The organism is Actinacidiphila oryziradicis, assembly GCF_005047355.1.
GTDB lineage: Bacteria > Actinomycetota > Actinomycetes > Streptomycetales > Streptomycetaceae > Actinacidiphila > Actinacidiphila oryziradicis.
Map to the genome: position 1 here is coordinate 218,459 of NZ_SUMC01000004.1, position 24,232 is coordinate 242,690.

Here is a 24,232-nt window from a genome sequence, read left to right on the forward strand (position 1 = left end):
GACCCGTACCAGGGCAGCCCATCCTGGACCGCAGCCATCAATTGAGGCACCCCCGCGGCCTCTTAGCCGCAAAGAGGGGTTAGCCGCCGAACTCCTGCAACCCCTTCAGCGCCTGCTCAAGCAGGGCCCGGCGCCCCTCAAGCTCCCGCTCCAGCTTCTCCGCGCGAGAGGTGTTGCCGGAATCACGGGCGGCCTGCGCCTGAGCGGCAAGCTTTTCCACCGCGGCCTGCAGCTGCCCGGTCAGGCCCGCAGCACGGGCCCGTGCCTCCGGGTTCGTGCGGCGCCACTCCGTCTCCTCGGACTCCTGGAGCGCCCGCTCGACGGCCTGCATGCGGCCCTCGATGCGCGGCCGGGCGTCGCGCGGTACGTGGCCGATGGCCTCCCACCGCTCGTTGATCGCCCGGAACGCCGCCCTGGCTGCCTTGAGATCCGTCACAGGGAGTAGCTTCTCGGCCTCTATGGCCAGCTCCTCCTTGAGGGCGAGGTTCTCGCGCTGCTCGGTGTCACGCTCCGTGAACAACTCGGAACGGGCCGCGAAGAACACATCCTGGGCCCCGCGGAAGCGGTTCCACAGGTCGTCCTCGGCCTCCCGCTGAGCGCGGCCGGCGGCCTTCCAGTCGGCCATCAGTTCGCGGTAGCGGGCGGCCGTCGGACCCCAGTCGGTGGAGCTGGAGAGCGACTGTGCCTCCTCGACCAGCTTCTCCTTCCGGCGCCGCGCGTCCTCCCGCTCGGCGTCCAACGCCGCGAAGTGCGCCTTGCGCCGCTTGGAGAAGACCGAACGGGCATGACTGAACCGGTGCCACAGCTCGTCATCCGCCTTACGGTCCAGCCGCGGCAGCCCCTTCCAGATGTCCACCAGCGCGCGCAGCCGCTCGCCGGCCGACCGCCACTGCTCGCTCTCCGCGAGCTGCTCGGCCTCGACGACCAGCTCCTCCTTGGCGTGCTTCGCCTCGTCGGTCTGCTTCGCCTTGGCGGCCTTCCGCTCCTCACGGCGGGCCTCCACCAGCCCGACCAGCGCATCCAGCCGCTTGGCCAGCGCGTCCAGGTCGCCCACCGCGTGAGCGTCGGTGACGGAGGTCCGCAGATGCTCGATCGCGGTCAGTGCCTCCTTGGGCGCCAGATCGGTGGTCCGCACCCGGCGTTCGAGGAGGCCGATTTCGACGACAAGGCCCTCGTACTTGCGCTCGAAGTAGGCGAGGGCCTCCTCGGGAGAGCCTGCCTGCCACGAACCGACCTCACGCTCACCGTCAGCCGTACGCACGTACACGGTCCCCGTCTCATCGACGCGGCCCCACGGGTCGCTGCTCACAGCGCCTCCTCCACGTGATGCCCGGCCGCTGTACGGCACGCGGGCATCGTCCACAGTTTCCCTCCGGCCGGGCTGCGCCCTGGCCGGTCCGACGCGCTGCACTTGGCCAGACCGTTCGACCCAACCACGGCAGCCGTCGGAGCAGGCACCCTACACAACGCCAACATAGGCGACCGGCGCCCCGGCTGTCCGCATCCGGCGCCAGCGAAATTCACCCGCCCGGCTCAGGACTTCGTCACGGTCGCTTTGTTGATCACGACGGTGGCGTTCGGGGCGGTGTTGCCCGTGGTGGGATCGGCGGCCTGGGCGCCTGCGGCGGCGATCTTGTCCAGCACCTTCATACCCGCAGTACTGATGGTGCCGAACGGCGTGTAGCTCGCGGGCAGCGAACTGTCCTTGTAGACCAGGAAGAACTGGCTGCCGCCGGTGTGGCTCTTGCCGGTGTTCGCCATCGCCACCGTGCCCGCCGGGTAGGTGCCCTTCGCGATGGACTTCGCCTTCAGGTTCTCGTCCGGAATCGTGTAGCCGGGGCCGCCGGAACCGGTGCCGGTCGGGTCGCCGCACTGGAGCACATAGATGCCCGTGGTGGTCAGCCGATGGCACTTGGTGTGGTCGAAGAAGCCCTTGTCGGCAAGGAACTTGAAGGAGTTGACGGTGTGCGGGGCATCCGCCGCGTCCAGCGCCAGCGGGATGTCACCACACGTGGTCTGCAGTGTGAAGGTGTACTTCGCGGCCTTGTCGATGGTGACCGCGGGCTCCGTCTTCCACTGCGTGGTGCCGGCCTTGCCGGCCGCCGCCTTCGCGCACGGGTCCGCCGCCTTGGTGGTGGCGGAGGCGCTCGGGGAGGCCGATGTTGCCGCCGCGGCATTCTTCTTCTTGGCGCTGCCGAAGCCCGCCGTGGCCCAGGCGGCGGCCCCGACCGCGACGACCACGGCCACCACCGTGGCGACGACGGCGTTGCGCCGACGTGCCTTGGAGCGTGCCGCGACACGGCGCTGCTGCTGCCGCTCGAATTTCTCGCGTGCGATCTGCCGCCGCCGCTGATCCTTCGTGACCACTTCGCCGTCTCCCATGTGCTTCAACCGAACGTGAATCCGCGTTCCGCAGATCTTCGCGTCCGCCGTACCCGGCAGTCCAGTCCCGGAACCGGTTCGCGATCGTGTCTCTCGCGCCGGTAGGCTCTTGGACTGCGATCCTCCCGCAGACGACAGAAGGACGAACGTGCTCATTGCAGGGTTCCCCGCCGGGGCCTGGGGGACCAATTGCTATCTGGTCGCCCCCGCCGCCGGTGAGGAGTGCGTCATCATCGACCCGGGCCATGAAGCGGCCCAAGGTGTCGAGGAGACCCTCGCCAAGCATCGGCTCAAGCCTGTCGCCGTCATCCTCACCCACGGCCACATCGACCATGTGGCCTCGGTGGTCCCGGTCTGCGGCGCCCACGGCGTCCCGGCCTGGATCCACCCCGAGGACCGCTACATGCTCACCGACCCGGAGAAGGCCCTCGGCCGGTCCATCGGCCAGCCGCTCCTCGGCGAGCTGTCGATCGGGGAGCCGGACGACGTCAAGGAGCTGGCCGACGGCAGCGCCCTCCAGCTCGCCGGCATGGAACTCACCGTCGCGCACGCACCGGGCCATACGAGGGGGTCGGTGACCTTCAGGCTGCCGGAGAGTCCCGACATCCCGTCGGTCCTCTTCTCGGGCGACCTGCTCTTCGCCGGCTCCGTCGGACGCACCGACCTGCCCGGCGGCAACACGGCCGAGCTGTACGAGTCGCTGGCCCGGGTGTGCCTGCCGCTCGACGACTCGACCGTGGTGCTGTCCGGCCACGGCCCCCAGACGACCATCGGCCGCGAGCGCGCCGCCAATCCCTACCTCGGGGAAGCGGCCCGCGGCCCCGGAGCCGACGACGCGGCTCCGCGACGAGGATTGTGACGAGAGACCTACCGTGAGCACTTTCTCCGCCCCCAAGGGCACGTACGACCTTCTCCCGCCGGATTCCGCCACCTTCCTGGCGGTACGAGAGGCGATCTCCGCGCCGCTCAAGCGTTCCGGCTACGGCTATGTGGAGACCCCCGGATTCGAGCAGGTGGAGCTCTTCTCCCGCGGTGTCGGCGAGTCCACCGACATCGTGACCAAGGAGATGTACACCCTCACCACCAAGGGCGGCGACCAGCTGGCGCTGCGTCCCGAGGGCACCGCCTCCGTACTGCGCGCCGCCCTGCAGGCCAATCTGCACAAGGCGGGGGTCCTCCCCGTGAAGCTCTGGTACTCGGGCTCCTACTATCGGTACGAACGGCCCCAGGCGGGCCGCTACCGGCACTTCTCCCAGGTCGGTGCCGAGGCCATCGGAGCCGAGGACCCCGCCCTCGACGCCGAGCTGATCATCCTCGCCGTTGACGCCTACACGTCCCTCGGCCTCAGCAACTTCCGGCTGCTGCTGAACTCGCTCGGCGACAAGGTGTGCCGCCCGGTCTACCGGGCCGCCCTCCAGGACTTCCTGCGCGCCCTCGACCTGGACGAGGAGACCCGCCGCCGGATCGAGATCAACCCGCTACGCGTCCTCGACGACAAGCGCGAGGCCGTCCAGAAGCAGCTGGCCGGCGCCCCCCTCATCGCCGACCACCTCTGCGAAGCCTGCAAGGCCTACCACGAGCAGGTCCGGGAACTGCTGACCGCGGCGGGCGTGCGCTACGAGGACGACCCCAAGCTGGTGCGCGGCTTGGACTACTACACCCGCACCACCTTCGAGTTCGTCCACGACGGCCTCGGTTCCCAGTCCGCCGTAGGCGGTGGCGGCCGCTACGACGGTCTCTCCGAGATGATCGGCGGCCCTGCCCTTCCCTCCGTCGGCTGGGCCCTCGGCGTGGACCGTACGGTCCTCGCCCTCAAGGCGGAGGGCATCGAACTCGAACTGCCCCCGGCGACCCAGGTGTTCGCGGTCCCCCTCGGCGAGGAGGCGCGGCGCGTGCTTTTCGCGACGGTGACCGAGCTGCGCCGGGCCGGGATCGCCGCGGACTTCGCCTTCGGCGGCAAGGGCCTGAAGAACGCGATGAAGTCGGCGAATCGCTCCGGTGCCCGCTTCGCCGTGATCGCCGGCGAGCGGGACCTCACCGAGGGCGTGGTTCAGCTCAAGAATCTGGAATCCGGCGAGCAGATCCCCGTCGCCCTCGACACGGTCGTCGCCGAGCTCCAGGCCAAGCTGGCCTGACACCGCCCTCGCCGGGCCGGCCGGCAACGGCCCGCCCGGCAATCAGCGGGTGGGCTGGGACGGGTTGCCAGAGGCCGATGCTGAGTTCGTCCGAAGGGCTAGGGGCGAAGGACCCGGAAGGTCTGCGGGCCTGGGGCCGATGTGCCGCCGCGATGTCGAGAGGGGGCGGCGCGGCGGGGTGCGGAGCGCCGGTTTCTTACAGCAGGCCGTAGCGCATCGCGCTGGTCACCGCCGCCGTCCGGTCGGCGACGCCCAGCTTGCCGAAGGCACGCAGCAGATGCGTTTTGACCGTCGACTCGCCGATGAAGAGCCGGCGCCCGATCTCGGCGTTCGTACAGCCCTCGGCGACCAGCCGCAGTACCGCGGTCTCGCGCTCCGAGAGCCGGGGCCGCTCGGGGCGGGTGCGCAGTTGGTCCACCAGGCGGGCCGCGACCGAGGGCGCGAGGACGGTCTCGCCGCGGGCGGCGGCCCGGATGGCGTCGGCGAGTTCGGCGCGGGCGAGGTCCTTCAGGAGGTAGCCCGCGGCGCCGGCTTCGACGGCGCGCAGGATATCGCTGTCGGTTTCGTACGTCGTGAGCACGACCACCCGGCAGGGCAGCCCGGCGGCGGTCATGCGGGCGATCGACTCGACGCCGCCGCCGTCCGGCATCCGCAGGTCCATGAGCACGATGTCGGGCAGGAGGGCGGCGCTGAGGGCCTCGGCCCGGGGGCCGCTGGCGGCCTCGCCGACAACTTCCAGGTCCGGCTCGGTGCTGAGCATGCCGCGCAGGCCTTCCCGTACGACCGGATGGTCGTCGGCGAGCAGGATCCGGATCACGCGTCGCTCCTCGGGGGCAGGGACAGGGACGGGCCGACCGGCAGGGTCACCGTGACTTCCGTGCCGCGGCCGGGGGCACTGCGGATCTCGGCGGCACCGCCGATCTCCGCGGCGCGGGAGCGGATCCCGGCGAGACCGTAGCCGCCGGAGGTGGCATGAAGGGGGAAGCCGCGGCCCCGGTCGCGGACGGACAGGTGCAGGGTCTCGGCGGCGTAATCCAGCGCGACGGTGACGCAGGCGTCCGGTCCCGCGTGCCGTCTGGCGTTGGCCAGGGCCTCCTGGCAGGTGCGGAGCGCGACCACTTCCACGGCGGCGGGCAGGCCGCGGGCGGCGCCCGTCACCTCGACGGCGGCCGGGGTTCCGGTCTGTTCCGCGTGCCGGGCCGCCAGGCGCCGTAAGGCGTCCGGGAGGGAGCTGCCGTCAAGGCCGGCGGGGGTGCCGTCGGTGACGAGGGCGCGGGCCTCGGCGAGATTCTCGCGGGCGGTACGGTCCATGAGCCGGAGATGGCGGAGGGCCTGCGCGGGGTCGTGTCCGAGCTCGGACTCGACGGCCTGCACGAGCATGAGCAGGCTGGTGAAGCCCTGCGCGAGGGTGTCGTGTATCTCACGGGAGAGCCGTTCCCGCTCGGCGAGGGCGCCGCGTTCGGCGGAGAGCCGGGTGACCTCCTCCCGGCTGGCGTCCAACTCGGCGATCAGCGTGGCCCGTTCGGAGCTCTGGTCCATGATGCGGCTGATCCAGGTGCCGAACACGCCGGAGAAGACCAGCGTGACCACGGCGAAGACGGAGTTGAAGAACAGCACGTCGCTCGCGGGACGCCACAGCAGTGCCCAGCCCACCACCGGCACGAGGTTGATCACTACGACGCCTAGCAGCGCCCGCCGCAACCCCAGCACCATGAAGCACTGCGGGACGAGCACGAAGGCGGCGAGCCTGGTCTCGCCCACCATGAAGGCCGACGGCAGGAAGAGCAGCAGGGCCACGTCGATGTAGACCAAGGCCCGCCGCTCGTCCTCGCCCCCGGTCCGCAGCAGGGGGCGCCCGACCCATACGTACCAGGGCACTTGCGCGGTGAACAGCACTGCCGCGGCCACCCGGATCCCCAGCCCGGGCACAGAGGCCCCGAGCACGAAGACCAGGGTGGCCGCGTACGTCACCGCGAAGTAGGCGTCCCAGAGGCGGAAGGAGCGCTCCCAGACGTGGCCGTCGCGGGCCGGTGCGCCGACCCGCACGCCGTCCCCGCTCAGCCGTCGCTCCGGTTCTTCCACCGGAAGGTCATCAGGCACAGCACCAATCCTCCGACGCACCAGGCCGCCAGCACCAGCGCGGTCTTTCCGTACTCCCATGATCCGGCCTGTTCGAGCACGGCCGCCCGCTCGGGCAGGAACACCCCGCGGAAACCCTGGCACATCCACTTCAACGGGAAGAGCGCGCCGACGTCGAGCAGCCAGTTGGGGACGGTGCCGATCGCTATGTAGACGCCTGACACGAACTGCAGGACCAGGAAGGGCAGTACGACCACCGAGGTGGCGCTTTTCCCCGTACGGGGGAGGCTGCTGATCGCGATCCCCAGCAGCGCGCAGCCGGTCAGCCCCAGGGTGAAGATCCAGCCGAAAGTCAGCCACTTCGTGGGGCTGGTGGGCAGATCGAGGCCGAAGAGGGTCGCGCCGGCGGCCAGCAGGACGGCGGTCTCGGCGATGCCGGTGACCAGAACGAGCCACAGCTTGCCGAGGAAGTACGCGGCCGGCGGCATCGGGGTGCCGCGCAGCCGGCGCAGCACCTTCTCGTCCCGTTCGATGGCGATGGAGATGCCGAGCGACTGGAAGCTCACCGACATCAGGCCGGCGCCGATCATCGCCGCCACATAGAGCTGCGAGGCGCTGATGCCCGCGCCCTGGACGTCGTCGTGGAAGATCGAGGCGAAGAGCGCCAGGAACACCACAGGGAAGGCGAAAGTGAAGACCACCTGGTCGCGCTGGCGGAAGAACTGCCTGATCTCCAGCGCCCCCCGGACCAGCCCGAGGTTCCAGGCCCCCGGCAGCCGTGGGGCAGTGGCGGCGGAGCCGGTCCGTGCGGTCGTCGCGGTGGTTGTCATCGAGCGTCCTCCTGTGCCTCTCCGATGAGTCGCAGATACATGTCCTCGAGAGTGGGCCGGGTGACCCGCAGCTCCGGGATCTCGCCGTCGATGCGGCGGGCCAGTTCGGCCACCGTCCGGGTGGGGGTGTCGGTGTCCTCGGTGCGAGGCGTGCCGTCGGGCTCCGTCCAGCGCACAGTGGCCCGGGCCTGGGCACGGCCGCCGAGCGTGCCGGGGGCGCCCTGGGCGACGACCCTGCCCGAGGCGATCACCGCGAGGCGGTCGGCGAGCGCCTCGGCCTCGTCCAGGTAGTGGGTGGTGAGGACGATGGTGGTGCCCTCCTCGGCAAGGCGCCGGATCAGCTCCCAGAACTGCCGCCGGGCCACCGGGTCGAAGCCGGTCGTCGGCTCGTCCAGGAGCAGCAGTTCCGGGGCGCCGATCACCCCGAGCGCCACGTCCAGCCGTCGGCGCTGTCCTCCGGACAGCGCCTTGGTACGGCTGTCCGCCTTCTCCTGCAGCCCGACCAGCGCGATGGTCTCCTCCGGGTCGCGTGGCCGCGGGTAGTACCGGGCGAAGTGCCGGACCGTCTCGGCGACCGTCAGCTCCGCGGGGGCGGACTCGTCCTGCCATACGATGCCGACCCGCGCCTGCCAGTCCCGGCTGCCGCTGCCGGGGTCCTCGCCCAGTACGGAGACCTCGCCCCCGTCGCGGGTGCGGTGTCCCTGGAGGATCTCCACCGTTGTGCTCTTGCCGGCCCCGTTGGGCCCAAGGATGCCGAACACCTCGCCCTGCTCGATGTCCAGATCCAGACCGTCGACCGCGGTGACATCGCCGTACCGCTTGCGAAGCCCCCGGACTCGTACCGCGTGTTGTGTCATGCCTCAATGCTCCGGTCGCCGGCGGCGGAACGGAACGACCGGGAGGACGGGGTGTTGTCCGTCGAACGGTGGACACGGCAGGATGACACCCGGCACCTCCCGCAGGGCGCTAGCGTTGGCAGGACAGCAGAGGATTTACGGGACCTACGGGAACGGCGACATGACGACATCAGCTCTGGACGAGACCCGCACCGGTGGCGACGAGCAGCCCCAACCCCAGGAGGGTATCGGTGCCGGGCGGGCGTTCAGCTGGCTGCTCGTGGTGTGCGGCGCCCTGGGGCTGCTCGCCTCATGGGTCATCGTGATCGACAAGTTCAAGCTGCTGGAGGACCCCAATTTCGTCCCGGGCTGCAGCCTGAACCCGATCATCTCCTGCGGCAACATCATGAAGAGCGCGCAGTCGCACGTCTTCGGGTTCCCGAACCCGATGATCGGCATGGTCGCCTACCCCGTGGTCATCTGCGTCGGCGCGGGGATCCTGGCCGGCGCCCGCTACCGGCGCTGGTTCTGGCTCGGGCTGCAGGGCGGCACCCTCTTCGGCGTCGGCTTCGTGACCTGGCTGCAGTACCAGTCGCTGTACAGCATCGGTTCCCTGTGCCTGTGGTGCTCACTGGCGTGGGTCATCACCATCGCCCTCTTCTGGTACACGGGGGTTCACAACATCAAGCACGGCGTCATCCCCGTGCCCGAGCGGGCCCGGGACCTGATCCTGGAGTTCCACTGGGTGGTGCCGGTGCTCTGGTACGGGATCATCGCGACGCTCATCCTGACCCGCTGGTGGTCGTACTGGAGCACGCTGCTCTGATTTTTCATGCCGGGCTCGCACTGCTCGGCCCTGGGGGCCTCACAGGCAGCGCCGTGGTGCACGCTGCGCCGGACTCCGTCCGGCGGGTCGGGTGCCCCGGGACTGCTGCCTGGCCGACGGGTTGCCGCAGACGTGTGGCGCAGCCGGTCTGGAGCGCCGGACACATCCCGCCGCGATGCCGAGCAGCCACCACGGCGTGGTCCGGCGGTCTCAACCGGCCGGTGCCGGGTACCGTGCCGCAGCGCGCGCAACGGCGGTGTCGGTGCCGTGGCATAGGCTCACTGCTGTGGAACCCGACCTGTTCACCGCCGCCGCCGAAGAGCGCCAGATCCGCGAGCCGGGCAGCAGCCCCCTGGCTGTCCGGATGCGTCCGCGCACCCTGGACGAGGTGGTGGGCCAGCGTCATCTCCTCAAGCCCGGATCACCACTGCGCCGGCTGGTCGGCGAGGGCGGCGGCGGGCCCGCCGGGGCGTCCTCGGTGATCCTGTGGGGCCCGCCCGGTATCGGAAAGACGACGCTGGCGTATGTGGTCAGCCAGGCGACCGAGAAGCGGTTCGTCGAGCTCTCGGCGATCACCGCGGGCGTCAAGGAGGTCCGCGCGGTCATCGAGAGCGCCAAGCGGCAGTCCGGCGGCTATCAGCGTGACACGGTGCTCTTCCTCGACGAGATCCACCGCTTCAGCAAGGCCCAGCAGGATTCCCTGCTGCCCGCCGTGGAGAACCGCTGGGTCACCCTGATCGCGGCCACCACCGAGAATCCGTACTTCTCGATCATCTCCCCGCTGCTCTCCCGCTCCCTGCTGCTCACCCTCGAGCCCCTCACCGACGAGGACCTGCGCGCACTGCTGCGCCGGGCGCTCACCGAGGAGCGCGGGCTGAATGGCGCCGTGCGGCTCCCGGAGGACAGCGAGGCACATCTGCTGCGGATCGCCGGCGGGGACGCGCGGCGTGCCCTCACCGCGCTGGAGGCGGGTGCGGGGTCGGCCATAGCGAAGGGCGAGGAGGAGATCACCCTCGCCACTCTGGAGGACGCCGTCAACCGGGCCGCGGTCAGGTACGACCGGGACGGCGACCAGCACTACGACGTGGCGAGTGCCCTGATCAAGTCCATCCGCGGCTCGGACGTGGATGCCGCGCTGCACTACCTCGCCCGCATGATCGAGGCCGGCGAGGACCCGCGCTTCATCGCGCGGCGGCTGATGATCTCCGCCAGCGAGGACATCGGTCTGGCCGACCCGACCGCGTTGCCCACCGCCGTGGCGGCAGCCCAGGCGGTCGCGCTCATCGGCTTCCCCGAGGCCTCGCTCACCCTCAGCCATGCCACCATCGCCCTCGCCCTGGCCCCCAAGTCCAACGCCGTGACGACCGCGATAGGGGCCGCGCTCGCCGACGTACGGGCGGGCAAGGCCGGGCCGGTGCCGCCGCATCTGCGGGACGGGCACTACAAGGGCGCCGCCAAGCTGGGGCATGCCCAGGGGTATGTGTATCCGCATGATGTGCCGGGTGGCATCGCCGCCCAGCAGTATGCGCCGGACGCGATTCACGGCACCCGGTACTACGAGCCCACCCGCCATGGCGCGGAGGCCCGCTATGCCGACGTGCTGGACCGTGTCCGTGGGCGGCTGGCGGGGGAGCAGTAGCCGGTCACTCTTCACTCCCTGGCCGCCGCCTCGTGCGCGAGGGTGAAGAGCGCATGCATGACCCGGTGCAGTTCCTGGTGGCCGGCTCGGGGAATTCGAAGCGGGCGTCGAACATCCCGCCGTCGCCGCTGAACCGCACCCGCAGCCGGAACCGGTCCAGCGCCAGGGGCACGGCGCTCAGGGCCTGTCCGGCCCCGGGACCGCGCCCGTCGGTGAGGGCGCGGAAGCACCCCACCTCGTTTCCGTGGGCGGCGGCCAGGTGCTGGAGCAGTTCGGCCTCGTGCGCGGCGAGCGGGTCGGGGAAGGCGGCCGTGAAGTCCTCGGGCTCGATGGGCTCGGCGCCTCACAGGTCGTCCACCGAGCCCTCGCGGACCTCCAGCCGCAGCTGGGCCCAGCCGGGGGCCGTGCGGTCCCAGTGACGTGGTGACCCAGCCCTCGAGCCAGGCGCGGCCGCGGATCCGGCGCGGCACCACGACGGGGGCTGGGTCACGACGTCACCGTCACCCTCGGTGTGGCGCGCCGCACGGGCGGCCGGGGAAGCGGAGGGAAAGAAGAGCAGCAGCACATCTCCGTCGGCGGTCACGCTCCGTTCAGCGGGTACCATGTGCTGTAGGTCCACGCGGTCCAGCTCTGGGATGACCAGTACGCCGGACGCGTTACCCTGCACGAGGGTTCGTGCGTGCTCGGCTGCCGATGGCAACCGGGCCGTTTCGTCTGCTTCGGGACGCGGCTGACCGTGCCTACTGGGCATGGGGTTCCCGGGACGGAATATGCGATCTCCTCCGATAAGGTAAGCCTAACCTAACCCACAATGGAGGTCTGGAGAACGTGCCTAACCAGTCGCGTCCCAAGGTCAAGAAGTCCCGAGCGCTCGGTATCGCGCTCACCCCGAAGGCTGTGAAGTACTTCGAGGCTCGCCCCTACCCGCCGGGTGAGCATGGCCGTGGCCGCAAGCAGAACAGTGACTACAAGGTCCGTCTGCTGGAGAAGCAGCGCCTCCGTGCGCAGTACGACATCTCCGAGCGGCAGATGGCCCGGGCCTACGACCGCGCTCGGAAGGTCGAAGGCAAGACCGGCGAAGCGCTGATCATCGAGCTTGAGCGCCGTCTGGACGCGCTCGTCCTGCGGGCCGGCCTGGCCCGCACGATCTACCAGGCCCGCCAGCAGGTGGTCCACGGTCACATCGAGGTCAACGGCCGCAAGGTCGACAAGCCGTCCTTCGTGGTCCGCCCGGACGATGTCGTCCAGGTCCGCGAGCGCTCCCGTGCGAAGACCCCGTTCCAGGTCGCCCGTGAGGGTGGCTGGGCCGGCGAGGGCGAGACCCCGAAGTACCTGCAGGTCAACCTCCAGGCGCTGGCTTTCCGCCTGGACCGCCTGCCGAACCGCCGCGAGGTCCCGGTGATCTGCGACGAGCAGCTCGTCGTCGAGTACTACGCCCGCTGATCCGGCTCCGCCGGAGGGTTCCAGCCCGTCGTCCCCCCGCCCCTCGCGGCAGCGGGACGACGGGCTGTCGCATGTTCAACCCGGCGCTCGCCGGGTTCGGACGAGACCGCCCGCACAGCACCCCCGGTTAATGCGGTAGGGAGCGCGAGGCCAACCGCGATAAGGTCGGTATCTGGTTTTCCCGGCAATCGAGGAGCGCAGCGCAACGTGTCCGGTGGAGAGGTAGCCAGCCTCATCGTGGCCGTCTTCTGGGCGATCCTGGTGTCCTTCCTGGCCGTGGTCCTGGTACGGCTCGCCCAGGCACTCCGGCAGGCCACAAAGCTCGTGGCGGACGTCACCGAGCAGGCCGTACCGCTGCTCGGCGAGGCCTCGACGGCGCTCCGGTCCGCGCACGCGCAGCTCGCGCGGGTCGACACGATCACCGCCGATGTGCAGGAGGTCACCGCCAACGCCTCCGCGCTCTCCTCGACCGTCGCCGCCACCTTCGGCGGCCCGCTGGTGAAGGTCGCCGCCTTCGGCTTCGGCGTACGCCGCGCGGTGAACCTCCAGGCCGGCGACCGTACGAAGACCCGCACCGTGCTCGTCGGCAAGGCGCTGCCGGGCCGGCGCCGCCGAGGATCGAAGGGCTGACACGCAGATGTTCCGCCGCCTGTTCTGGTTCGTCACCGGCGCCGCCGCCGGCGTCTGGGCCACCACCAAGGTCAACCGCGCGATGCGCCGCCTGACCCCCGACAGCCTCGCCGCGGGCGCCGCCGACAAGGCGGTCGAAGCCGGTGCCCGGCTCAAGCTCTTCGCGTCCGACGTCCGGACCGGCATGGCCGTGCGTGAAGCACAGCTCAATGACGCACTGGGCCTCGCCGCCCCCGAGGCGGAACATCCCGAACTCCCCGCGCCGCGTCGCAAGGGGATCGCACGCGACACGCACAACCGGAAGGACGATCACTGATGGAGTCGGCAGAAATCCGCCGCCGCTGGCTGCGCTTCTTCGAGGAGCGCGGGCACACCGTCGTGCCGTCGGCGTCCCTCATCGCCGACGACCCCACCCTGCTGCTCGTCCCCGCCGGAATGGTGCCTTTCAAGCCGTACTTCCTCGGTGAGGTCAAGCCGCCCTTCCCGCGTGCCACCAGCGTGCAGAAGTGCGTTCGCACCCCCGACATCGAAGAGGTCGGCAAGACCACCCGGCACGGCACTTTCTTCCAGATGTGCGGCAACTTCTCCTTCGGCGACTACTTCAAGGAAGGCGCCGTCAAGTACGCCTGGGAGCTGCTCACCAGCTCCGTGGCGGACGGCGGCTTCGGCCTGGACCCGGAGCGGCTCTGGATCACCGTCTACAAGGACGACGACGAAGCCGACCGGATCTGGCGCGAGGTCGTGGGTGTCCCCGCCGAGCGCATCCAGCGCCTGGGCATGAAGGACAACTACTGGTCGATGGGCGTCCCCGGCCCCTGCGGACCGTGCTCGGAGATCAACTACGACCGCGGCCCGGAGTTCGGCGTCGAGGGCGGCCCGGCCGTCAACGACGAGCGCTATGTGGAGATCTGGAACCTGGTCTTCATGCAGTACGAGCGCGGTGAGGGCGCCGGCAAGGAGGATTTCCCGATCCTCGGCGACCTGCCCGCCCAGAACATCGACACCGGCCTCGGTCTCGAACGCCTCGCCATGATCCTGCAGGGCGTGCAGAACATGTACGAGACCGACACCCTGCGCGTCGTCATCGACAAGGCCACCGAGCTCACCGGAGTCGCCTACGGCGCCGCCCATGAGTCCGACGTCTCGCTGCGCGTCGTCGCAGACCACGTACGGACGTCGGTGATGCTGATCGGCGACGGCGTCACCCCCGGCAATGAGGGCCGCGGCTATGTGCTGCGCCGCATCATGCGCCGCGCCATCCGCAACATGCGGCTCCTGGGCGCCACCCAGCAGGTCGTCGGCGACCTCGTGGATGTCGTCATCAAGACGATGGGCCAGCAGTACCCGGAGCTTCTCGAGGACCGCAAGCGCATCGAGACCGTCGCCCTCGCCGAGGAGGCCGCCTTCCTCAAGACACTGAAGGCCGGCACCAACATCCTCGATACCGCCGTTACCGAGACCAAGGCATCCGGCGGCCAGGTGCTCTCCGGCGACAAGGCGTTCCTGCTCCACGACACCTGGGGCTTCCCGATCGACCTCACCCTGGAAATGGCCGGCGAGCAGGGCCTGTCCGTGGACGAGGACGGCTTCCGCCGTCTGATGAAGCAGCAGCGCGACCGTGCCAAGGCCGACGCCATGGTGAAGAAGAGCGGCCACGTCGACCTCTCCGCGTACCGGGCCGTCGCCGACTCGGCGGGCACCACCGTCTTCACCGGCTACACCCACAACGAGGGCGAGGCCACCGTCGTCGGCCTGCTCGTCGACGGTGTGCCGGCTCCGGCCGCCAGCGAGGGCGACGACGTCGAGGTCATCCTCGACCGCACCCCGTTCTACGCCGAGGGTGGCGGCCAGCTCGCCGACACCGGCCGGATCCGGATCGACACCGGCGCCGTCATCGAGGTTCGCGACGTCCAGCAGCCGGTGCCCGGAGTCAGCGTGCACAAGGGTGTCGTCCAGGTCGGCGAGGTCACCATCGGTGCCGTCGCGCTGGCCCAGATCGATCTGGTCCGCCGCCGGGCCATCGCCCGCGCCCACAGCGCCACCCACCTCACCCATCAGGCGCTGCGCGACGCCCTGGGTCCGACCGCCGCCCAGGCCGGCTCGGAGAACTCCCCGGGCCGCTTCCGCTTCGACTTCGGCTCGCCGACCGCCGTCCCCGGCACAGTGCTCACCGACGTCGAGCAGAAGATCAACGAGGTGCTCACCCGTGAGCTCGACGTAACGGCCGAGGTCCTGCCCATCGCCGAGGCCAAGAAGCAGGGCGCCATCGCCGAGTTCGGCGAGAAGTACGGCGAGCAGGTCCGCGTCGTCACCATCGGCGATTACTCCAAGGAGCTGTGCGGCGGCACCCACGTCGGCAACACCGCCCAGCTCGGCCTGGTCAAGCTGCTCGGCGAGTCCTCGATCGGCTCCGGGGTGCGCCGTGTCGAGGCACTGGTCGGCGTGGACGCGTACAACTTCCTCGCCCGCGAGCACACCATCGTCTCCCAGCTCACCGATCTGGTGAAGGGCCGTCCCGAGGAGCTGCCGGAGAAGATCTCCGGCGTGCTCGCCAAGCTCAAGGACGCCGAGAAGGAGATCGAGCGCTTCCGCGCCGAGAAGGTCCTGCAGGCCGCCGCAGGGCTCGCCGCCGGCGCCGAGGACGTCAAGGGCGTCGCGCTGGTCACCGGTACCGTCCCCCAGGGCACCGGCGCCGACGACCTGCGCAGGCTCGTCCTCGACGTCCGCCAGCGTGTCACGGGCGGCCGTCCGGCCGTCGTGGCCCTGTTCACCGTCAGCGGCGGCCGTCCGCTGACCGTCATCGCCACCAATGAACCGGCCCGCGAGCGCGGCATCAAGGCAGGTGAGCTGGTCCGCACCGCTGCCAAGACGCTCGGTGGCGGCGGTGGCGGCAAGGACGACCTCGCCCAGGGCGGTGGCCAGAACCCCTCCGCCGTGGACGAGGCCGTCGCCGCGGTCCAGCGGCTCGTCGCCGAGAAGGCCTGACGGCAGATGCGCAGGGGCCGCCGGATCGCCGTCGACGTCGGGGATGCAAGGATCGGGGTCGCCAGTTGCGACCCCGACGGGGTCCTCGCCACCCCGGTCGAGACCGTGCCGGGGCGGGATGTGCCGGCGGCGCTGCGCCGGCTCTCCGCGATTGTCGGGGAGTACGAACCGATCGAGGTCGTCATCGGCCTCCCGCGGTCCCTGAGCGGGAGCGAAGGGCCGGCGGCGGCCAAGGTCCGGGCCTTCGCCCAGGATGTGGCGAAGATCATTTCACCGGTCCCGGTCCGGCTCGTCGACGAGCGGATGACCACGGTCACCGCCACCCACGGGCTACGAGCCTCGGGCGTCAAGGCCAAGAAGGGCCGGGCGGTGGTCGACCAGGCGGCTGCGGTCGTGATCCTGCAGAGCGCTCTGGAAGCCGAACGGGTGTCGGGTAAAGCTCCCGGCGAGAGCGTCGAACCGTTTATCTGATCGCGGTACGGTAACGTTCCGCGCGGCACAGCGGCTCCACAGGGGGCGCCGTGCCGACGGGGCGGGCCCCATGGCCGCGCCACAAGCGCAAGCCAGCTGCCGCCTCGCAAGGTTTAAGGGACCGCGATGACTGACTATGGCCGGGACTCCGGTTCCGAACAGTGGCACCCCGAGGACCCACTCTTCGGAGACCAGTGGGGCGACCAGCAGCAGTACCAGCAGAACCAGACCCAGCACCAGCAGCAGCAGTACCAGCAGAACCAGACCCAGCACCAGCAGCAGCACCACCAGCAGAACCAGACGCAGCAGCAGCACCAGCAGAACGAGCAGCAGCAATATCAGCAGCAGCACGGCGGCTGGCACGAGCCCTACGCCAACGGGCAGCCGCAGTACCAGCAGCAGCCGCAGTACCAGCAGCAGTACGCGCCGGAGCAGTACGCCCAGCCGCAGTACCAGCAGTGGGACACCGCCACCTATGGCACCGGCCAGGGCGATCCGTACGCCGATCCCTACGGCGGCCAGCAGCAGCCCGACTTCTACGGCCAGGGCGGCTACCCCCCTCCCCAGCCGCCGCCGTACGAGGAGCAGCAGGCCCACCAGACACAGCAGCAGCCCCCTCCGCAGCAGCAGCGGCAGGAGCCGCTGACCGACACACAGCAGGCCCCCTCGGACTGGGACGCGGACGCCGAGCTGCTTCCCGACGACACCGAGCACGCCTTCTTCTCCGGCGGCCAGGACGACGAGGACGAGGATGACGCGCCCGCCGGCCGCCGGGCAGGCAAGAAACGCGGTGGAAAGGGCAAGGACGGCGGCGGCAAGAAACGACGTAGCGGAATGGCCTGCCTGATGGTAGTTGTCGTCCTCGGCGGCGGTGTCGCCGGCGTGGGCTACTACGGCTACACGTTCTACCAGAACCATTTCGGCCCGGCGCCGGACTTCTCCGGCAGCGGCAAGGGCGACGTCCAGATCGAGGTCCCCGCCGGATCCTCGGGCGTGGCCATGGGCAACATCCTCAAGAAGGCGGGCGTGGTCAAGAGCGTCACGGCGTTCACCGACGCGGCCGAGAAGAACCCCAAGGGACGCACCATCCAGCCCGGCATCTACATCCTGCGCAAGGAGATGTCGGGGGCCGCCGCCGTCTCGATGATGCTCAATCCCAAGGCGCAGAGCTTCCTGATCGTCGCCGAGGGCATGCGCGATTCCCAGATCTACGCGGCGATCGACACCAAGCTGAAGCTGGCTGCCGGGACCACCAAGAGCATCGCCAAGGCCCAGGCCAAGAGTCTGGGCCTGCCGAGCTGGGCGAACGACAACGCCAAGATCAAGGATCCGCTGGAGGGCTTCCTCTACCCGACCCGATACAGCGTTGGCGCGAAGACCAAGCCGGCTGACCTGCTGCGGCAGATGGTCACCCAGGCCAGCAACGAGTACGCGAAGACCGATCTCAAGGCCGAGGCGAAGCAGCTCGGCCTGGGCTCGCCGCTCCAGGTGATCACCGTCGCCAGCCTGGTGCAGGCGGAGGGCAAGACCGACAGCGACTTCCGCAAGATGGCCCGCGTCGTCTACAACCGTCTGAAGCCGACCAATACCGAGACCAACGGCAAGCTCGAGTTCGACTCGACGTTCAACTACCTGAAGAACCAGAGCAAGATCAATATCTCGCTCGCCGAGATCCGCAATTACAACGACCCGTACAACACATACTTCTACAAGGGGCTCCCGCCCGGTCCCATCGGCAATCCGGGGGCCGCGGCCCTCAACGGCGCGCTGGACCCGGAACAGGGCGGCTGGTACTACTTCGTCTCCGTGGACGGCAAGACGACGCAGTTCGCCAATACGCTGGCCGAGCACGACAAGCTCGTCCAGGAGTTCAACGCAGCCCAGAAGAAGAAGAACGGTCAGTGACCCATCGACACCGGGCGGCGGTCCTCGGCTCGCCCATCGAACACTCCCTCTCCCCAGTGCTGCACCGCGCCGCCTATGCCGAACTCGGCCTGAGCGGCTGGTCCTACGACCGCTTCGAGGTCGACGAGGCCACGCTGCCCGGCTTCCTGAAGGAGATCGGATCCGGGCAGGACATCTGGGCCGGGCTGTCCCTCACGATGCCCCTCAAGCGGGCCGTGATCCCGCTGCTCGACGCCATCAGCGACACCGCGGCCTCCGTCGAGGCCGTCAACACGGTCGTCTTCACCCATGACGGCCGCTGCGTCGGCGACAACACCGATATCCCCGGCATGGCCGCCGCTCTCCGTGAGCGCGATGTACGGCAGGTCGAATCCGCCGCGGTCCTCGGCGCCGGTGCCACCGCCTCCTCCGCGCTCGCCGCCCTCGCCCAGATCTGCACGGGGGAGGTGACCGTCTACGTCCGAACCCCCGCCCGCGCCGCCGAGATGCGGCAGTGGGGCGAGCGCCTCGGCGTCGCCGTACGCATCGAGGACTGGGCGGACGCCGCGCTGGCCCTCACCGCGCCGCTGGTGATCGCCACCACCCCGGCGGGCGCCACCGACGTCCTCGACGCCGCCGTCCCCGACCGCCCGGGCGCGCTCTTCGACGTTCTCTACGACCCCTGGCCGACGCCGCTCGCCGCCGCCTGGGCGGCGCGCGGTGGCGCCGTCCTCGGCGGCCTGGACCTCCTGGTGCACCAGGCGGTGCTCCAGGTCGAGCAGATGACCGGCCGGTCCCCGGTCCCGCTGGCCGCCATACGGGCGGCGGGCGAGGCCGCGCTCTCGGCCCGTACGACCTGACACAATCCCGTCCATTCTCTGGACCGGCGGCGGGGCACAGCCGCCGGACGTGGGAGGATCGGGGTTGGCGGGCCAGGGCCGCGCACCCGGCCGCGCTGAAGGAGTCGTAGGCGCGAGCAAGAGGAGCACCGTTGAGCAGGTTGCGCTGGCTGACCGCGGGGGAGTCGCATGGCCCCGCACTCGTCGCGACGCTGGAGGGACTGCCCTCCGGTGTGCCGGTCACCACGGACATGGTGGCGGACGCGCTGGCGCGGCGGCGGCTCGGCTATGGCCGCGGTGCCCGGATGAAGTTCGAGCGTGACGAGGTCACCTTCCTCGGCGGCGTACGGCACGGTCTGACCCTGGGCTCCCCGGTGGCGGTCATGGTGGGCAACACCGAGTGGCCCAAGTGGGAACAGGTCATGGCGGCCGACCCGGTGGACCCGGAGATCCTGGCCAATCTGGCGCGCAACGCCCCGCTGACCCGCCCGCGCCCCGGCCACGCGGATCTGGCCGGCATGCAGAAGTACGGTTTCGACGAGGCCCGGCCGATCCTGGAGCGCGCCAGTGCCCGGGAGACCGCCGCGCGGGTCGCACTGGGCACGGTGGCCCGTTCGTACCTCAAGGAGACGACGGGCATCGAGATCGTCAGCCATGTCGTCGAGCTGGCGGGGGTGAAGGCTCCGTACGGTGTCGTGCCGGTGCCCGGGGACGAGACGAAGCTCGACGCCGACCCGGTGCGCTGCCTGGACGCCGACGCCGGCAAGGCGATGGTCGCCGAGATCGACCAGGCCCACAAGGACGGCGACACCCTGGGCGGTGTCGTGGAGGTCCTCGCCTACGGTGTGCCCGTCGGCCTGGGCAGCCATGTGCACTGGGACCGCCGGCTGGACGCCCGCCTCGCTGCGGCGCTCATGGGCATCCAGGCCATCAAGGGCGTGGAGGTCGGCGACGGCTTCGGGCTGGCCCGGGTGCCCGGCTCCAAGGCCCACGACGAGATCGTCCCGACAGCGGACGGCATCCGCCGCACATCGGGCCGCTCCGGTGGCACCGAGGGCGGACTGACCACCGGTGAGCTGCTGCGGGTGCGGGCCGCGATGAAGCCGATCGCGACGGTGCCGCGCGCTCTGGCCACCATCGACGTCACCACTGGCGAGGCCGCCCAGGCCCACCACCAGCGCTCCGACGTCTGCGCGGTGCCGGCCGCCGGGATCGTCGCCGAGGCGATGGTCGCCCTGGTCCTGGCGGACGCGGTCGCGGAGAAGTTCGGCGGCGACAGCGTGGCCGAGACCCGCCGCAATGTCACCGGCTACCTCGACAACCTGGTCATCCGGTGAGCGGGACGGGACCAGTGGTCGTGCTGGTCGGTCCGATGGGCGTGGGCAAGACCACCGTCGGCGAGCTGATCGCCGAGCGGCTGGGTGTGTTCTGCCGGGACACCGACGCCGATATCGTCGCGGCCCAGGGAAGACCGATCGCGGACATCTTCGTGGAGGACGGCGAGGAGCACTTCCGCGCCCTGGAATCCGCCGCCGTGCGCACCGCCCTCGCCGGCCACCCCGGTGTCCTGGCGCTGGGCGGCGGCGCGATCCTCGACCCCGCCACCCGTAGGCTGCTGGCCGGGGTGCCGGTGGTCTTCCTGGACATGGGCCTGCGCGAGGCGGTCAAGCGCGTCGGGCTGGACACCGCGCGCCCGCTGCTCGCCGTGAACCCCCGGCAGAAGTGGCGCGAGCTGATGGAGGCCCGCCGCCCGCTCTACACCGAGGTCGCCCGAGCGGTCGTCAGCACCGAAGGCCGCACCCCGGAGGACGTCGCGGACGCCGTTATGGACGCACTGGAGCTGAAGACCGTATGACCACCCCCGCCCCCACCCGTATCCACGTAGGCGGCTCCGCGGGCACCGCACCGTACGAGGTGCTCGTCGGCCACCAGCTCCTCGGCGAGCTGGCCGGCCTGATCGGCACCGCCGCCAAGCGCGTCGCCGTACTGCACCCGGAAGCGCTGGCCACCACCGGCGAGGCGCTGCGCGAGGACCTGGCGGCCCAGGGCTACGAGGCGATCGCCATCCAGCTGCCCAATGCCGAGGAGGCCAAGACCGTCGAGGTCGCGGCGTACTGCTGGAAGGCGCTCGGCCAGACCAACTTCACCCGCACCGATGTGATCGTCGGCGTCGGCGGCGGTGCCACCACCGACCTCGCCGGCTTCGTCGCCGCGACCTGGCTGCGCGGGGTGCGCTGGATCGCCGTACCGACCACCGTGCTCGGCATGGTGGACGCCGCAGTCGGCGGCAAGACCGGCATCAACACCGCCGAAGGCAAGAACCTCGTCGGCGCGTTCCACCCGCCCGCCGGAGTCCTCTGCGACCTCGCCGCGCTGGACTCCCTCCCGGTCAACGACTTCATCAGCGGCCTCGCCGAGATCATCAAGGCCGGGTTCATCTCCGACCCGGTGATCCTCGACCTGATCGAGGCCGACCCCGTCACCGCCCGCACCCCGGCCGGACCGCACACCGCCGAGCTCATCGAACGCGCCATCCGGGTCAAGGCCGAGGTCGTCTCCGCAGACCTCAAGGAATCCGGCCAACGCGAGTTCCTCAACTACGGCCACACCCTCGCCCACGCCATCGAGAAGAACGAGCGTTACAGCTGGCGGCACGGCGCCGCCGTCTCCGTCGGCCTGGTCTTCGCCGCCGAACTCGGCCGCCTCGCAGGGCGGCTGGACGACGCCACCGCCGACCGGCACCGCGCCGTCCTGGAGTCCGTCGGACTGCCGCTCAGCTACCGCGGCGATCAGTGGCCCAAGCTTCTGGACAATATGAGGGTCGACAAGAAATCCCGCGGCGACCGGCTGCGCTTCATCGTCCTGGACGGCCTCGCCAAACCCACCGTCCTGGAGAGCCCGGACCCCGCGGTGCTGGTCGCGGCCTATGCCGAGGTCTCCAAGTAACAACCCGGGGTTCGCACAACCGCAGGCGGGAACGGTACCGTTCGGTCACGAAACAGATCTCCTGAGACGGAGTTGGCCGATGCAGCATGTGGGGGCGCCGTTCCCGCCGCCGCCGCACGACGGGCCGTCCGCCGGCGCCACCGGGGCCTTCCCGATGCCGGCCGCCGCCCCGGCCCACCGGCCCGCGCCGAACGGTTCAGTCGTGCCCATCGCCGTGCTACTGATCGGCGCCGCGGGTGCCGGCAAGACCACCATCGCCCGCCACTGGGCCGACACCCGCGGTGTCCCCACCGCTCACATCAGCCTCGACGACGTCCGTGAATGGGTCCGCTCCGGCTTCGCGGACCCCCAGTCCGGCTGGAACGAGAACTCCGAGGCCCAATACCGCCTCGCCCGCCGCACTTGCGGCTTCTCCGCCCGGAACTTCCTCGCCAACGGTATCTCCTGCATCATCGACGACGCCGTCTTCCCCGACCGCCCGGTCGTCGGCCTCGGCGGCTGGAAACGCCATGTAGGCCCCGGCCTGCTGCCCGTCGTCCTCCTCCCCGGCCTCGACGTCGTCCTCGCCCGCAACGCCCAGCGCTCTGGCAACCGCCGCCTCTCCGACGACGAGGTCGCCCGCATCCACGGCCGCATGGCCGGCTGGTACGGCTCCGGGCTGCCCATCATCGACAACTCCGCGCTCGACGTCGCCGGAGCCGCGGCCGCGCTCGAGGAAGTCGTCGCCCGCGCGTGGTAGGCGTTTGTCCGGCCGGTCCGGCGCGGCAGATTGTCCCGGCTGCGGGTGCGCGGGTTCCGCCCCCTCTGCGGTGGTTGCCGCTCTGTCCTCAAACGCCGGACGGGCTGGGTTTGCCCTGCTGGGCCAGCACGGTCCCGCCTCCTCTGCCGGGGTTGTCGAGCCTCCCCCAGCCACCGCTGGGAGGTGCCCCCACAAGCGCCGGACGGGCTGGGTTTGTCCGGCCAGACCGGCACGGCAGGGTTCCCCCTGCTGGTGTGCGGGTTCCGCCCCGTCTGCCGGGGTTGGGGGGCCGCCCCCCCCCCAAAAGGGGGGGGGGGGCCCCACCCCCCCCCCCGGCGGGGGCGTAACCCGCCAACCCCGGCAGAGGGCGAGAGAGTACCGCGCCAAGAGGCGAGCCGCGCGAGCCACGCGTACGCTCGCCACATGTCCGAGGTGCACGCCGCCCGCAGGGACCGACTGCGCGATCGTTGCTCCGTGGCCGGAGCCGCAGCGGTACTGGTCTCCCGGCCCGCCAATGTCCGCTATCTGACCGGCTGCGCGCCGGCCGGCTCGGTGTTGCTCATCGGCCCCGGTCCGCTGGACGCGCTGGTGCACCGCCGCAGCCCCTCCGAGGAACCGGCCGAGGGCCGGCAGCCCGAGGACGTACGCGCGGTCGTCCTGCCGTCGCCGGACGGCGACCCAGCGGTGGCAGCCGCTGAGCTGGCAGCCGCCGAGCTGGCAGCCACCGGGCCGGCGGGCGCCTGCCTCGCGGTCGAGGAGCACCACCTGACGGTGGCCCGGCACCGGGCAATAGGCTCCATCGCGCCCGGATTGCGGCTGAGCGACCTCGGCGGCGCCGTGGAGCAGCTGCGGCTGGTCAAGGACGGCCAGGAGATCGCAGCCCTGCGGATCGCCGCCGAGATCGCCGACCAGGCCCTGGGCGAGCTGCTGGAGTCGATCCTCGTCGGCCGCACCGAACGGCACCTCGCCCTGGAGCTGGAGCGCCGCCTCGTCGACCACGGCGCGGACGGCCCCGCCTTCCCCACCCATGTCGGCACCGGCCCGCACTCCGGCGCCGCGCGCCATGTTCCCACCGACCGCCGGGTGGAGGAGGGCGACCTCCTGACCGTCAGCCTTGGCGCGTGCTATCGCGGATACCGCTGCGAGGTGGCCCGGACCTTCGTCATCGGGACTTCTCCGGCGGATTGGCAGATCGAGCTGTACGACCTGGTATTCGCCGCCCAGCGGGCCGGGCGGGAGGCGCTCGCACCCGGTGTGGCCTGCCGTGATGTGGACCTGGCGACCCGCCGGGTACTGGCGTCCACCGGGCACGGGGACGCGGCGGGGGAGGCCACCGGATACGGCGTCGGGCTTGAAATCGGCGAGGACCCTCGGCTGTCACCAGCTGCCATGGGTAAACTGGACGCTTGCGTCCCGGTCACCGTCGAACCGGGGGTCCACCTCCCGGACCGAGGCGGTGTCCGGATCGGCGACACACTCGTCGTACGCCCTTCGGCGGACGGCGGGCCCGAGCTACTCACCATCACGACCAAGGAGCTGCTCGCCCTGTAGCGGGCGCGCACCTTTGG

General features: G+C 70.7%; 22 protein-coding genes and 1 pseudogene. 16 read left to right on the top strand and 7 right to left on the bottom strand.

Annotation, left to right across the window (positions count from 1 at the left end; all coding sequences use genetic code 11):
• Positions 1 to 79: 79 nt before the first annotated feature.
• Entirely contained in the window at positions 80 to 1,309 is a 1,230-nt protein-coding gene (locus tag FCI23_RS06620) for a DUF349 domain-containing protein (protein ID WP_136722495.1), read from the bottom strand.
• Between the two features lie 224 nt (positions 1,310 to 1,533).
• Positions 1,534 to 2,367, bottom strand: a complete 834-nt coding sequence (locus FCI23_RS06625; protein WP_136722496.1) for a peptidylprolyl isomerase — start codon at positions 2,365 to 2,367, stop codon at positions 1,534 to 1,536.
• Positions 2,368 to 2,530: 163 nt separating this feature from the next.
• On the opposite strand from FCI23_RS06625, the gene FCI23_RS06630 reads away from it, so the two are divergent.
• Positions 2,531 to 3,241, top strand: a complete 711-nt coding sequence (locus FCI23_RS06630; RefSeq protein WP_136722497.1) for an MBL fold metallo-hydrolase — start codon at positions 2,531 to 2,533, stop codon at positions 3,239 to 3,241.
• A gap of 13 nt (positions 3,242 to 3,254) precedes the next feature.
• The gene (hisS, locus tag FCI23_RS06635; RefSeq protein ID WP_136722498.1) at positions 3,255 to 4,517 is read left to right on the top strand and encodes a histidine--tRNA ligase; all 1,263 of its coding nucleotides are present in this window, start codon (positions 3,255 to 3,257) and stop codon (positions 4,515 to 4,517) included.
• A 196-nt stretch (positions 4,518 to 4,713) separates the two neighbouring features.
• Here hisS and FCI23_RS06640 read toward each other — a convergent pair whose 3' ends face one another.
• Genes FCI23_RS06640 through FCI23_RS06655 form a run of 4 tightly spaced genes read right to left on the bottom strand, consistent with a single transcriptional unit; the run spans position 4,714 to position 8,283 of the window.
• Entirely contained in the window at positions 4,714 to 5,334 is a 621-nt protein-coding gene (locus FCI23_RS06640; protein WP_136722499.1) for a response regulator, read from the bottom strand.
• Positions 5,331 to 6,617 (bottom strand): sensor histidine kinase, encoded by a 1,287-nt coding sequence (locus tag FCI23_RS06645; RefSeq protein WP_246143430.1) that lies wholly within the window; start codon positions 6,615 to 6,617, stop codon positions 5,331 to 5,333. The genes FCI23_RS06640 and FCI23_RS06645 overlap by 4 nt, the downstream gene beginning before the upstream one ends.
• The gene (locus FCI23_RS06650) at positions 6,575 to 7,426 is read right to left on the bottom strand and encodes an ABC transporter permease (protein WP_136722501.1); all 852 of its coding nucleotides are present in this window, start codon (positions 7,424 to 7,426) and stop codon (positions 6,575 to 6,577) included. The genes FCI23_RS06645 and FCI23_RS06650 overlap by 43 nt, the downstream gene beginning before the upstream one ends.
• Complete coding sequence (locus FCI23_RS06655) at positions 7,423 to 8,283, bottom strand: ABC transporter ATP-binding protein (RefSeq protein WP_136722502.1); 861 nt, start codon at positions 8,281 to 8,283, stop codon at positions 7,423 to 7,425. Before FCI23_RS06655 ends, FCI23_RS06650 begins: the two co-directional genes overlap by 4 nt.
• A 160-nt stretch (positions 8,284 to 8,443) precedes the next feature.
• Here FCI23_RS06655 and FCI23_RS06660 point away from each other — a divergent pair, with 160 nt between their 5' ends.
• Both FCI23_RS06660 and FCI23_RS06665 read left to right on the top strand, forming a co-directional pair.
• Positions 8,444 to 9,088 (top strand): vitamin K epoxide reductase family protein, encoded by a 645-nt coding sequence (locus FCI23_RS06660; protein ID WP_136722503.1) that lies wholly within the window; start codon positions 8,444 to 8,446, stop codon positions 9,086 to 9,088.
• A gap of 286 nt (positions 9,089 to 9,374) precedes the next feature.
• Positions 9,375 to 10,727, top strand: a complete 1,353-nt coding sequence (locus tag FCI23_RS06665; protein WP_136722504.1) for a replication-associated recombination protein A — start codon at positions 9,375 to 9,377, stop codon at positions 10,725 to 10,727.
• Positions 10,728 to 10,738: 11 nt separating this feature from the next.
• Here FCI23_RS06665 and FCI23_RS06670 read toward each other — a convergent pair.
• Positions 10,739 to 11,427 (bottom strand): annotated as a pseudogene (locus FCI23_RS06670) (DUF2470 domain-containing protein).
• A 128-nt stretch (positions 11,428 to 11,555) separates the two neighbouring features.
• Between FCI23_RS06670 and rpsD the strand changes: the two are divergent.
• From rpsD to FCI23_RS06735, 12 genes are all read left to right on the top strand, one after another.
• Positions 11,556 to 12,170 (top strand): 30S ribosomal protein S4, encoded by a 615-nt coding sequence (gene rpsD, locus FCI23_RS06675; RefSeq protein ID WP_136722505.1) that lies wholly within the window; start codon positions 11,556 to 11,558, stop codon positions 12,168 to 12,170.
• A gap of 207 nt (positions 12,171 to 12,377) precedes the next feature.
• Positions 12,378 to 12,800, top strand: a complete 423-nt coding sequence (locus FCI23_RS06680) for a DUF948 domain-containing protein (protein ID WP_136722506.1) — start codon at positions 12,378 to 12,380, stop codon at positions 12,798 to 12,800.
• A 7-nt stretch (positions 12,801 to 12,807) separates the two neighbouring features.
• Positions 12,808 to 13,116: a DUF6167 family protein gene (locus FCI23_RS06685; RefSeq protein WP_136722507.1), complete on the top strand. Its 309-nt coding sequence runs from the start codon at positions 12,808 to 12,810 to the stop codon at positions 13,114 to 13,116.
• Positions 13,116 to 15,785, top strand: a complete 2,670-nt coding sequence (gene alaS / locus FCI23_RS06690; RefSeq protein ID WP_136722508.1) for an alanine--tRNA ligase — start codon at positions 13,116 to 13,118, stop codon at positions 15,783 to 15,785. Before FCI23_RS06685 ends, alaS begins: the two co-directional genes overlap by 1 nt.
• A gap of 6 nt (positions 15,786 to 15,791) precedes the next feature.
• Entirely contained in the window at positions 15,792 to 16,256 is a 465-nt protein-coding gene (gene ruvX / locus FCI23_RS06695) for a Holliday junction resolvase RuvX (RefSeq protein WP_136722509.1), read from the top strand.
• A 126-nt stretch (positions 16,257 to 16,382) separates the two neighbouring features.
• Positions 16,383 to 18,161, top strand: a complete 1,779-nt coding sequence (mltG, locus tag FCI23_RS06705) for an endolytic transglycosylase MltG (RefSeq protein WP_136722510.1) — start codon at positions 16,383 to 16,385, stop codon at positions 18,159 to 18,161.
• Entirely contained in the window at positions 18,158 to 19,000 is an 843-nt protein-coding gene (locus FCI23_RS06710) for a shikimate dehydrogenase (protein WP_136722511.1), read from the top strand. The genes mltG and FCI23_RS06710 overlap by 4 nt, the downstream gene beginning before the upstream one ends.
• A 131-nt stretch (positions 19,001 to 19,131) precedes the next feature.
• The gene (gene aroC, locus FCI23_RS06715) at positions 19,132 to 20,316 is read left to right on the top strand and encodes a chorismate synthase (protein ID WP_136722512.1); all 1,185 of its coding nucleotides are present in this window, start codon (positions 19,132 to 19,134) and stop codon (positions 20,314 to 20,316) included.
• A 35-nt stretch (positions 20,317 to 20,351) separates the two neighbouring features.
• Entirely contained in the window at positions 20,352 to 20,834 is a 483-nt protein-coding gene (locus tag FCI23_RS06720; protein ID WP_136722586.1) for a shikimate kinase, read from the top strand.
• Complete coding sequence (gene aroB / locus FCI23_RS06725) at positions 20,831 to 21,925, top strand: 3-dehydroquinate synthase (protein ID WP_136722513.1); 1,095 nt, start codon at positions 20,831 to 20,833, stop codon at positions 21,923 to 21,925. Before FCI23_RS06720 ends, aroB begins: the two co-directional genes overlap by 4 nt.
• 79 nt (positions 21,926 to 22,004) lie before the next feature.
• A complete protein-coding gene (locus tag FCI23_RS06730) occupies positions 22,005 to 22,664 on the top strand; it encodes an AAA family ATPase (protein WP_136722514.1) in 660 nt (219 codons plus the stop codon).
• A gap of 423 nt (positions 22,665 to 23,087) precedes the next feature.
• Positions 23,088 to 24,215, top strand: a complete 1,128-nt coding sequence (locus FCI23_RS06735) for a M24 family metallopeptidase (protein WP_136722515.1) — start codon at positions 23,088 to 23,090, stop codon at positions 24,213 to 24,215.
• The last annotated feature ends 17 nt before the right edge of the window (positions 24,216 to 24,232 follow it).

Bases quoted from the DNA above. Each gene is read 5' to 3' on its own strand.
- mltG (WP_136722510.1), top strand. From the start codon at position 16,383: ATGACTGACTATGGCCGGGACTCCGGTTCCGAACAGTGGCACCCCGAG.
- FCI23_RS06685 (WP_136722507.1), top strand. From the start codon at position 12,808: ATGTTCCGCCGCCTGTTCTGGTTCGTCACCGGCGCCGCCGCCGGCGTC.
- aroB (WP_136722513.1), top strand. From the start codon at position 20,831: ATGACCACCCCCGCCCCCACCCGTATCCACGTAGGCGGCTCCGCGGGC.
- FCI23_RS06655 (WP_136722502.1), bottom strand. From the start codon at position 8,283: ATGACACAACACGCGGTACGAGTCCGGGGGCTTCGCAAGCGGTACGGC.
- alaS (WP_136722508.1), top strand. From the start codon at position 13,116: ATGGAGTCGGCAGAAATCCGCCGCCGCTGGCTGCGCTTCTTCGAGGAG.
- FCI23_RS06720 (WP_136722586.1), top strand. From the start codon at position 20,352: ATGGGCGTGGGCAAGACCACCGTCGGCGAGCTGATCGCCGAGCGGCTG.
- FCI23_RS06660 (WP_136722503.1), top strand. From the start codon at position 8,444: ATGACGACATCAGCTCTGGACGAGACCCGCACCGGTGGCGACGAGCAG.
- ruvX (WP_136722509.1), top strand. From the start codon at position 15,792: ATGCGCAGGGGCCGCCGGATCGCCGTCGACGTCGGGGATGCAAGGATC.
- FCI23_RS06650 (WP_136722501.1), bottom strand. From the start codon at position 7,426: ATGACAACCACCGCGACGACCGCACGGACCGGCTCCGCCGCCACTGCC.
- FCI23_RS06730 (WP_136722514.1), top strand. From the start codon at position 22,005: ATGCAGCATGTGGGGGCGCCGTTCCCGCCGCCGCCGCACGACGGGCCG.
- FCI23_RS06735 (WP_136722515.1), top strand. From the start codon at position 23,088: ATGTCCGAGGTGCACGCCGCCCGCAGGGACCGACTGCGCGATCGTTGC.